This window comes from Bacteroides sp. 2201st1_D9_2201SCRN_220225, from assembly GCF_040928965.1.
Taxonomy (GTDB): domain Bacteria; phylum Bacteroidota; class Bacteroidia; order Bacteroidales; family Bacteroidaceae; genus Bacteroides; species Bacteroides stercoris.
In genome coordinates this window covers 81484-91934 of the sequence record NZ_JBCODG010000011.1, presented here as the reverse complement: position 1 = coordinate 91934, position 10451 = coordinate 81484, and the positions used below count along the sequence as shown (strand labels likewise).

The 10451-nt window shown below is 50.1% G+C and carries 9 protein-coding genes; 4 read left to right on the top strand and 5 right to left on the bottom strand.

Annotated features, from left to right (window positions below):
* Positions 1–136 precede the first annotated feature (136 nt).
* Positions 137–868 carry a toll/interleukin-1 receptor domain-containing protein gene (locus AB5903_RS05685; protein ID WP_241217366.1) on the top strand — a complete coding sequence of 244 codons (732 nt, stop codon included), beginning with the start codon at positions 137–139 and terminating at the stop codon, positions 866–868.
* 9 nt (positions 869–877) lie between these two features.
* Here AB5903_RS05685 and AB5903_RS05680 read toward each other — a convergent pair whose 3' ends face one another.
* The 5 genes from AB5903_RS05680 to AB5903_RS05660 all read right to left on the bottom strand — a co-directional run bounded on the left by AB5903_RS05680 (position 878) and on the right by AB5903_RS05660 (position 7673).
* Positions 878–2203 carry a hypothetical protein gene (locus AB5903_RS05680; protein ID WP_004293594.1) on the bottom strand — a complete coding sequence of 442 codons (1326 nt, stop codon included), beginning with the start codon at positions 2201–2203 and terminating at the stop codon, positions 878–880.
* The gene (locus AB5903_RS05675; RefSeq protein ID WP_004293595.1) at positions 2194–3171 is read right to left on the bottom strand and encodes a DUF6046 domain-containing protein; all 978 of its coding nucleotides are present in this window, start codon (positions 3169–3171) and stop codon (positions 2194–2196) included. The genes AB5903_RS05680 and AB5903_RS05675 overlap by 10 nt, the downstream gene beginning before the upstream one ends.
* Positions 3172–3183: 12 nt before the next feature.
* A complete protein-coding gene (locus AB5903_RS05670; RefSeq protein WP_004293596.1) occupies positions 3184–7026 on the bottom strand; it encodes a phage tail tape measure protein in 3843 nt (1280 codons plus the stop codon).
* A 93-nt stretch (positions 7027–7119) separates the two neighbouring features.
* Positions 7120–7305: a hypothetical protein gene (locus AB5903_RS05665; protein WP_004293597.1), complete on the bottom strand. Its 186-nt coding sequence runs from the start codon at positions 7303–7305 to the stop codon at positions 7120–7122.
* Positions 7306–7316: 11 nt separating this feature from the next.
* Complete coding sequence (locus AB5903_RS05660; protein ID WP_008860783.1) at positions 7317–7673, bottom strand: hypothetical protein; 357 nt, start codon at positions 7671–7673, stop codon at positions 7317–7319.
* Positions 7674–7897: 224 nt separating this feature from the next.
* Between AB5903_RS05660 and AB5903_RS05655 the strand changes: the two genes are divergently transcribed.
* From AB5903_RS05655 to AB5903_RS05645, 3 genes are read left to right on the top strand one after another with little or no spacing between them, the layout of a single operon-like run.
* Complete coding sequence (locus AB5903_RS05655; protein WP_004303975.1) at positions 7898–8875, top strand: hypothetical protein; 978 nt, start codon at positions 7898–7900, stop codon at positions 8873–8875.
* Complete coding sequence (locus tag AB5903_RS05650; protein WP_004293600.1) at positions 8869–9651, top strand: hypothetical protein; 783 nt, start codon at positions 8869–8871, stop codon at positions 9649–9651. The genes AB5903_RS05655 and AB5903_RS05650 overlap by 7 nt, the downstream gene beginning before the upstream one ends.
* Positions 9648–10412 (top strand): metallophosphoesterase, encoded by a 765-nt coding sequence (locus tag AB5903_RS05645; protein ID WP_004293601.1) that lies wholly within the window; start codon positions 9648–9650, stop codon positions 10410–10412. The genes AB5903_RS05650 and AB5903_RS05645 overlap by 4 nt, the downstream gene beginning before the upstream one ends.
* The last annotated feature ends 39 nt before the right edge of the window (positions 10413–10451 follow it).

Sequence of the window (10451 nt, the reverse complement as noted above, 5' to 3'; positions counted from 1 at the left end):
CTAAAGCTCACAAATTGGGCAGTTAAAGAGTTCTGCTGTCTGATACAAGAGGATAAATTGAATTGATAGAACTCACCATAATACAATCAGGCCATATTTAACAACATTGTCGTTACCTCATACATATGGGGAATATATGGCAGAATTGCGGGAAAAGGAAGAATTTACATCAAGAATTAAATGGTATAGGACTTTATTTTTAGCTCTTGATGAGAATGATGTACAAAAATTCCTCAAAGATTTGTCTATCAAAATAAACAGGCTGCTGCTAATGAATACTCCAAAAGATGCGATACAAGAAGCTTTGAATCCTTGGGCAGATGTAGACATTCCTACAATCGATAATACGCCTCTGCCTGAAATTCTCAATAAAGTGGCGGAAGAACCAATTGTGAATAAAAACAAGCCGTTTGTGTTGATTTCGTATGCGTGGGAGGTAGAAGACAATGTCTTTATGAATTGGATTCAAACTTTCGCCAAAGATTTGCGAAGACGAGGGATTGATGCTCAAATAGACCAGTATCAACCTCATGGAACTGACTTGCCTAAATTTATGCTTGAAAGCATCCGTAAGGCAACTAAAGTTCTGTGCATTCTGACTCCAAAGTATAAAGAGAAAGCTGAATCCGGTAAAGGAGGTGCCGCTTATGAAGGGGGTATAATATCACATGAAATATATAACAATCAGGGAACCACTAAATTTATACCGGTTGTACGCAAAGGGTCTTTTGAAACTTCGACACCGGATTTCATTAGTGGAAGAAAAGGTTTTGATTGCTCTACTGACGATAAATACAATAGCGAACTTCCGAATATTATCAAGGTAATAAACGAAGAACCATTGATAGAAATTCCTCCTGTTGAATAACGGTAAATCTTATTTCCTAATTTTATACGGAATACTCAGTTGTTGCCTGTATCCACCCACCCCGAAAGTAGTCGTTACCTCTTCCACGAGGTATACGCCGTTCTTGGAAGGATTACGGTAGTCGATCAGTTCCACCTGTACGGCAGGAGACAGTCCGAAATCCCCGAATACTGTCACATTGCCGGTGATTCCGTTCAGATTGTAATTCCGAAAGTATTCCGTCGTCTCTTCTACAAGCCGGTCGGAATTGATTCCGACATGAGGTGACATATATGGTACGATGGTATATGTGGATAAATCCACCTTGGTCCTGGTCTTCGCTCCTGATGCCGTCGTGTTGCCCGTTACTTTGTGCGTCTTTTTTGAAATCTGCGTGGCATTGACCGTCTGAAACTCCTTGCTGCCCGGCGTCGCCGGGTCGTATTCAGGATTCATGCGTACTGTCACCTCAAAGAATTTTTCATCCGTCCCGAGTGCCTTGCCCGTCACCGCCAAAAACTTCGGATCGGTCTTGACCACTTTCAGGTTGCTCTGCGCCACATGCTCGTTGAAGTATATCCTGTACGGTCCTGTCGATTCATCCTCCGGGAATACCGGCTGAGCCTTGCTGGACGAATAAGGACGCCCGACGGCAATGGACGGTATGGCCCCGTCATCATCGGCATCGTATTTTAAAAAACAGTAGACCTTGTACTTCGACCATTCGGAAAGGATATCCGCTACCGTGAAGTTGTCCGTGACCTTTACCTTGCCGATATGTATCTCAAACCGCTTCGTATCCGAGTGTATCCTGAAGCCGGTATCTTTCAGGATATTATACTTGCCTTCCAGCACCTCGTTCACCGTCGTCCCTTTCGCCGGGGTCTCGAAATGAGGTGCCTGTTTCAGTTTGAGTTTGTAGGCCATATTCTCACACTGGATTTCCAGCGTGCTGTCCGAATTGTATCCGGTAATGTATCCGTCGAACATATTTTTCAGCACGCCGTTGTAGCCCAGCTTGATATTGATGCGCTGTCCGACCTTGAATGTCGTCTCGTCAACCAGACGCTGCGCGCTGCGTTTCTCGATGATGACACCGTCCTGCATCACCTCCGTCGTTATCCTCGACACGTCCTTGCCCTCCAATGTCACGTTCCCGATAATCGTGGAGCGGCATACCGACCCTTTCGGGAATATCACTTTGGCCGTTCCGATCAGCTTCTTGTAACTCTCGTTGATTTCGAGCGACTGGACTTCCGTAATCTCCACGCCGTTCTGTATCCTCATCGGATTGGATGGGTCGGCATCCCCGATGGTGATGCGACAGCAGAGGATATCCATTGCAGCTATACCCATAAACGTGTCAGTTTAAGCAACGAGGCGGGGTCGATGACCTCCGTACCGAATTTAACATACTTGATCCACTTGTTCGTGTGCTTGATGGCCGTGTCCACCTTTTCCTGTTCCGCCAGTTTCAGTTCCACGGCTTCCGATGGCTCCACGGCGACACAGTTCAGCGAATACGGCTGCACGTTCCGGCAATCCGTAGGCTGTAAGGTATAGCCCTGTATAATCAACCGTGAAATGTTGAACTGGCGCAATACCGTGTTGTCGCAATCGATGACACCCTTGTATTGTACCAGCCTGATAAACTTGGACACTTCCGCCTCGGGATACACGTCCGGGTATTTGGAGGTGATCTTGCCGTTGATGGTAATCTCGAGGTCACCCCCGGATATATATTCCTTGCGGGTATAGTCCCGCCCCTGTACCCGGGTCAGCAGGATATTGTTCCGGCTGCTGACCTGTACCTGCGGTCCCAGGTCCACGAATGTCACCAGTCCATACCGGCTGTTCGGCAAAACCTTGCACTCGCTGTTGTCATAATACTTCCCCTCCTCTGATATGGACAGTTCCAGAAAATCCGCCACTGTCCGGCCGACGATGGAATCGATATGGTTTTTCTTCTGCGCCACCGCCTGCTGTTCCCTGATGAGCTGGTAGTACTGTCCGGTCTTGTTCGCAAGGCTGGACTGCGACTGTGTCTGAAGATATTTGTCCCGCACCTGCTGTTCCCAGTATTTGAGGTATCGGGGATAGGAACGTAGCAACCCGTAAGCCGTCTGCGAGGCAACCTGTATGGCTGCCCGTTTGAGCAGGTCATGGTGCCTGGAGAAGTAATGTACCTGCCCGTCCTGCAATTCGGCAAGCCCCATGCCCAACGCCAGACGCGTGGCGTTGCTGATGTATCCGCCAAGCGAACCGTGGTTGAGTATGCCTCCGCTCAACAAAGTCGAGGCCGCGATTTGTATCAGTCTTCCCATAATCCTTTCATTTTATGCGTTCCAGGAGGCATCGAAGTCATGCACGACATCGATGAGCGCCTGTGCCAGTTGTTCTTTCAGGTTCTGTATCTCTTCCGTCTGCCCCTCCTTCGACTTCATCAGGTCGATGGTCCTGACACTGAGCAGGCTCTCTATGTTCACGATGACCTGTTTAGGTGCCGCCGAGGACAACCGCCCCGTGCCGGAATAGTTGCCGCCGGCCCCTCCGTCATCCAGATGCGTGTTGGTAATCGGGTTGGCAGCAAACGGACGTGTATCGTTGGAATCCGGTTCGTTGCCGTACTGGTCGGGAGTGAAGCCCGCCACGCGGAGGATGTTCTCGGCTGCCTCCGCCGAACCTCCGAAAGTCTGCCGGAGCGATGAAAAGAACTTCACGAGTGTCGTATGTGCCAGCTTGCGATGCGCGATGTTGTCTATACGCTGCGCATCGGTGGCGTTCTGCCCCAGTGCCCGCTGTTTCCATAGCCCGTTTTCGTCCTGCTCGAATCCCCAGGCCCTGAACTGGTCAAAGTCGAACCCTCCCTTACGCATCAGCTCATGCGCATTGGCGGCACTCGATATGGCATTCCGATAAGCGGTGGCGGCACGCACAATCTCCGGAACGGTCTGCGTGTTCATGTACCGGGCATAGTCGTATGTGCGGGCGGCAACCGCTTCCGACCTGTCCCCGATATCATTCACATAGACGGCCTTGCCATCCTGCATACGCCACAAAGACTTGTCGAGATCCTTCTCCTGTTGCCCGAAACGCTCCTTTACCGTCTTGAGGAAAGCGTCCACTTCCAATACCGTACCCATCTTCCCGAACTCGGCGTACGCGGCATCGATACGTGTCTGGCTGTCGCGTTTGGCAAGGGTGACAAGCGCATCCCTTATGTCATCCTGACGGGCTTTGTCCATGTTATACACATGGTCTCGCGATACCATCCCCTCAGATGAAGCGATGGCAAATTCCCCCAAGAACCCGGCCCACCAGTTGGATGTGAAGGCTCCGATTTTATGTCCCGAAGCCTCTTCGATACTTTTGCCGGCAACGACCTCGTCCACGGCACGCTTTGTCTTGACAGCCATGTTATAGGTCTCGCTCAGGGAGGAGTAAAGTGCCTCTATGGACGGATAACGGTACTTGCGGTTCGATTCGATCTCTTCCAGTACGGCATCCTTCGCCTCCTTTATCTTCCAGGTCTTGTAAGCCACCCATCCCAAAGTCCCGACCAATGCGGCTATACCTGCCGTGGCGGCAACCGCGCCTGTACTGATGGCACTCAACGAGGCGGCAGCACCGGTCAGTCCGCTGCCGGTAGCCACCTGTGTGGCAAACAGCGACTGCAGGACTCCTTTGGCTCCGATGACACCGCCCCCGGCCATCAAGGCGCGGTTCATCGCTCCCCGTCCCGCCACGCCTGCGGACTGCATGGCCGACACGATGGCCCGCTTCTGGGCAAACGAAACCTTACCGATACCACCCGCCCCCAGCAGCCCCTGCACGGCACTGATTGATGTCGTGGCCGCAGACTGTTTGCCGATAAACCCCATGGCGATGCCGATATTCGTCAGGGCTCCCGCCACCTTGAACAGCCGGGTCGCGACAACGCCTGTAAAGACAAGCGGTTCTATCCAATGGAAATTGCGGGTCACCCATGCGCCGATATTGCCGATCACGGTGAAGATGTCCAACAAGGCATTCCCGATGGACACCAGGCCACGGGTAAATTCCGGAGCCTTGAACTTTGCCAGAAAAGTGCGGAGCACAGTGCGGATAGAGGGTTCCAACACCTCGTATGCCTGCATGAACCCTTCGGTCAGCTGGGAGGTCACCTGCGCCCACAATCCCTTGGTCGTATTCTGCTTTACCAATGCCAGTTCTGAGGAAACGCCCTGGGACCCCCGGTTATATGAAGTCAGTTCTCGTAGTTTGTCGTAGTTCTTCAGGAACATCATCGCCGCGTTACCGCCAATTTTCCCGAAGATTGCCTGGACATCCGCCATCGACGCGCCCTTCTTGTTCAATTCCTCGAAAATGTCCGCTATAGGACGGAGTTTCTCGACCTGCACCCCCTCGATGTCGCGCATTTCCGTGAACCGGATGCCCAGGCGGTCCAGAACTTCCTGTGCCTCCTTGGTAGGTTTGGCAAAACGTGTGGAAAGAGCACGCAACGAGGTTCCCGCCAGCGTTCCCTTCAGACCCATATTGCCCAAAAGACCGATGGCGGCACTGCTTTCCGTGAAGTCCACGCCCGCCATACGCAGGTAACCGGCAGCCATCTTGTATGACTCCGCCATCTCCACGATATTCACATTCGAGCGGGAAATGGTGGAGGAGATAATGTCCGCCACGCTGTCCATGCTGTCGTTATGGATATCATAACCGGCCATGATGTTCGTGGCCAGGTCGGCGATATACGACACGTCGTTGTCACCGATAAGTGCCAGGTTCGTGATCGGGCGGATGGACTTGTTGATTGTCTCGATATTCATGCCCGCCATCGACAGGTATTTGACGGCACCGGCAATCTCCACGGCTGTGTATTTCGTGTCGATGCCGATTTTACGGACATGACGGGCCATACTGTCAAAACGGGTCTCGAATGTCTTGAGGTCGCTGTCCGCCACACGGAGGATGGAATGTGCCGATTCCATGATGTTGGAATAGTCGATGGCCTTCGTCAGTTCCGAACGGATCAGGCTGTAACCCATATAGGCATTGAGCATCGAAGCGAACGGGAGGTTCCTGAGTGACGGCGCTTTCGAATACTGGATACGGTTGATGGCGGCACGGCGTTTACTGCGGTAGAGCGTACCGGCTGCAGTATGTTCCCGCTGCATGAGCCTGACGGACTGCATCGCATTGCGCTGTTCCTGCCGTCTTGCAGCCTGCTCGGCCTTTATACGTTCCGTTTCTGCCTTACGGCGTGCCTGTTCTGCCTGCCGGCGTATTTTCTCCGCAGCACGGGCGGCATTCTTGCACTCCCGTTCTTTAGCCCGCGCTTCATCGGCACGCCGCTTTTCCGCCGCGGCGGTTTCTGCCAGAGCCGCCTTACGGCGCTGGTCTGCGGTAAAGAGCTCCTCCGCGTGGACCAGTTTCTGGCGATGCAGCTGCTGTCCTGCATAAAGCCGTTCCATCAGTTTTTGCCGGGCCTTTTCGGGCATTACGAAGGCCTGCGGAGCATATGGCACCGGAACGGAAGGTGTGAGTCCTTCGGATGGTATGCCTCCCTGCATGTTGAAAGAAATGACAGAAGCACTTTTGATACGACCCAATAGGGAAAGTATCTGCTGCAACCTGTTTTCCGCCGTCCCGGTCTTGATTTGCAGTTCCCGGTCACGTTCCATGGAAACCAGGGCGGAGTTGATTTTCCCGATGGCTTTGGTAATGCGTTTCTGCGCGTCTGCCATCGTGCCAACGGACGAGGCGGCATTCTTTTCGATCTCCGCTTTGCGCATCTCGGCAGCCTTTTTCTCGTAAAGGCTTTTGGCGTTGGCCTTGATTTTCTTGCTGTCCAAAGCCTGACCGGCATTGATGGTCAGGCTGATGCCTTTGGAAAGCGTGGAAATATCCGTGAGTAACCCCTTGATACGTTCCAGCTTCTCTTCGCTTTTTTTCGTATCGATGGTCAGGCGGTAATCGAAATTACGTTTCTTGCCGTTCTTGGTGCGGAACACGCGGTCTATCTCGTCCATCATATTCTTGATGTTCGTGACGGCCGGAGTCAGGGACGCTTTCGCCTGTACCAGCTTGCCTACCGCCTCACCGAAGGCGATAACCTGCTTGGTGCCCTGAGAGGCATCCACGTTGATGGAGTAGTTGACCTGATAGTTCTGTTCCTGAGCCATGGTAATGGGTACTGCGTTAAAAGAATAGTCTTTCCGCAAGGGCGGAGATTATGAAACGAAGGCCGCCGCAAACCGGAAGCTTACGGCGGCAGGTCAAGGAGTCCTCTCCGGCAATGACATCGGAACGGGCATACGGCTGATGAGCATCTGCTCGTGCAGCCACAACGCCTCTTCGGAAAGCATCGCGAACTCCTCGTCGGAAATCGTGTCGAGGTTGACGCCGGGAAAGTAGTGGCGGACATAGATCATCCGCTGGCGGATGCGCTGCTCGTCGGTCACTACCCACCGGCTTATAAGTTTACCAGGACACTCTGGCGGGTGGTGATCAGCTCGGAAAGCTGTCCCATCAGACCGAACAGGAAGAGCGACTCGTCGTCCACGAGTTCCTTATCTCCGTCCACGAAGCAGTCGCGGGCCAACGTGCGCATGGCGATTACCTCGTCCTTTTTGGAAGCGGCCATGAATTTGCTGAACTGCGGAAAGCTCGGTTCGGACATGTAGGCCACATAAATCTCTTTCTCGCCGTTTGCGGTGTCTCCGAAAACGACCATCGGACAAATCTTGCGGAGTTTCTTCTCCTCTTTCAGTTTGAGGGCTTTTTCCTTGATCTTGATCTCCTGTTCCAATGAAAGCATTTTTTCGTCCATATCGAATTTGTTTTGATTCACCGAAAGAGTAGGACAAAGAATCGTGGAAAGGTTGAAGACACGGTTCTTATTCACTTGTAATCCATATGTTATACAAAAAACTTCTTTGCTCCTGATATTCCCAGATCAGTCTTTAAAGGAAATTTCGCTGAATATATTTCATATATTTCTTTGATATATAGTATATAATCGTTAATTTTGCATATTCTCAAACATAAATGATTATGTGCAAAATAGATGATTTTATAGATGTGACAAGCCGGTACATCGCTGAATTGCTTGATTTGAGGGCGGACATCAGGCCGGTCGAAAAGGATGTCTTGCATACATTCCCAGCCAATATTACTGCCGGTTATACATTTTGTACGGCTAACTTGTTGGGGCATGACGTAGTTCTTCTGTATAGTGCAGACAGTTCTGCATATACTCCGGGGCAGATGCGGAAACAAAAAGAACTGGTTGAGCGAAAAGCCCAATGCCCGGTAATATTTGTATTGCGTACAGTGGCGGCCTATAATGTACGGCGTCTTGTCAGACATCGTGTAAATTTCATCATACCGCAAAAGCAAATGTTCATACCGGATTTGTTGATAGATTTGAAACCGCATAAAAATAATATCGGGGGAGGTGAAGAAACGCAGATTCCTGCAATTGCCCAATGCATAATCCTTTATCATCTTGAAGTAAAGTCTCTCGAAGGGAAAGGAACTTATGATATTGCAGATCTTTTCAACGTGTCGTATGCCAATGTAAACCGGGCGGTCAGATGGCTGAAAGATAAAGAAGTTATCGCTTTATCCGGCGGCAAGACAAAGAGTATGATATTTCAGTTCAAAAAGCGTGAATTATGGGACAGGATGTTGCCGTTCCTGGCGAACCCCATCGAGCGGATTGTATATACCGATAGTCTGCCTGATGAAGTATTTTGTATTAGTGGAGTAAATGCCTTGTCGGAATATTCAATGCTGAACAAGGAAAAAAATGACACTTATGCCATTGCAAAAGAAGAAGCTCGACGGTTGCAAATCCGGACAGACAAGGAATATGGCGAGACCCGCATAGAGATATGGCGTTACAATCCATGTTTTTTCTCAAAAAACGGCATTGTAGACAAATTGTCTTTATTTCTGGCCATGAAGGATATGGATGATGAACGCATTCAAATAGAATTGGAAACTATGATAAATAATATGATATGGTAAGAGGAATTGATAAATTCAGGGAGTTTTTCACCGGATATGAAGGAAACTATGTCATCATAGGTGGTACTGCCTGTGAAATGCATGAAGAAATATATGCACAAACTCCAAGGGCGACCAAGGACATAGACATTATACTGATTGTGGAGGCGCTGTCTTCGGATTTTGCTGCAAAATTCTGGGAGTTTGTAAAAACCGCAGGGTACAGACAAAGGAATAAGGGAACCGGGAACGGGGAATGCAGGCATGAATATTACAGGTTCAAGGAACCGGGAAATCCGGATTTCCCGTATCAGATAGAACTCTTTTCACGAAATATCGGGGTTGTCAAATTCCCGGACGATGCCCACATTACCCCCATTCCGGTTGATGATGACCTGTCAAGTCTGTCAGCCATTTTGATGGATGATGACTATTATAATTATACCATTGAACACAGCACGTTGGAGGAGGGCGTACATATTGCGAACATTGAAAGTCTTATCTGTCTGAAATGCAGGGCCTATTTAGAAATGACCGAGCGGAAAAGCAATGGAGAACAAGTGGACAGCAAACATATCGTCAAGCACAAGAAAGATGTATTCCGGCTGGTTGCCATGCTTGCTCCTGCCGACACCTACGAAGTTCCTGATTCGCTTAAACAAGATGTTGACAGGTTTTGCCTGGCTGTCAAAGAAGAAGTGCCAAACTCTGATTTTTTCAAATCGGCAGGACTTAAAAGCATTTCCGGAGAACAGTTATTGGAACAACTTGAAGCCAATTTCATAACACAACAATGAGAATCCAATACGCATCCGACCTGCATCTCGAGTTTCGGGAGAACAGCAGTTTTTTGAAGCACAACCCGCTGGCTGTTGCCGGAGAAGTGCTTGTCCTTGCCGGAGATATAGGATATATCGGAGATGAGAACTACTCCAGACATCCGTTCTGGGACTGGGCTTCCGGAAATTACAGCCGGGTCATCGTGGTTCCCGGAAACCACGAGTTTTACAAGATGTTCGACATAGACAAGCTGTATAACGGCTGGTCGCTCAAAATCAGGGAAAACATCACCTGCCACTATAATGCCGTTATCCCATTGGGTAACGATATAGAATTGATCGCTACCACACTGTGGTCACATATCCTGTTGCAGGATGCCTATGAAACTGAGGCAGCCATCACAGATTTCCGCAGGATGCGTTACGGCAGCGAACCGCTGGACTGGACAAGGTTCAATGACGAACATTCGCGCTGTTTCCGTTTTCTGGAACAGAGCGTAAAACAAAGTACTGCCAGACATCTCATTGTCGCCACTCATCATGTACCGTCATTCGAACTGATGGCGCCGGAGTTCAAGGGCAGTCCGCTCAATGGGGCATTTACCGTGGAGCTTGGCGGTTTCATTGCAGACAGCCCGATTGAATACTGGATATATGGCCACTCGCACCGCAATATCAATAAGGTCATCGGAAACACCCGGTGCATATGCAACCAGTTGGGCTATGTGTTCAGTAACGAGCATACGTCATTCGATAAGGAAGCGCATATTTCGATTTAAGTCTGCCATACATAAATCCCGTCTGTCAGCCAAGGTCAA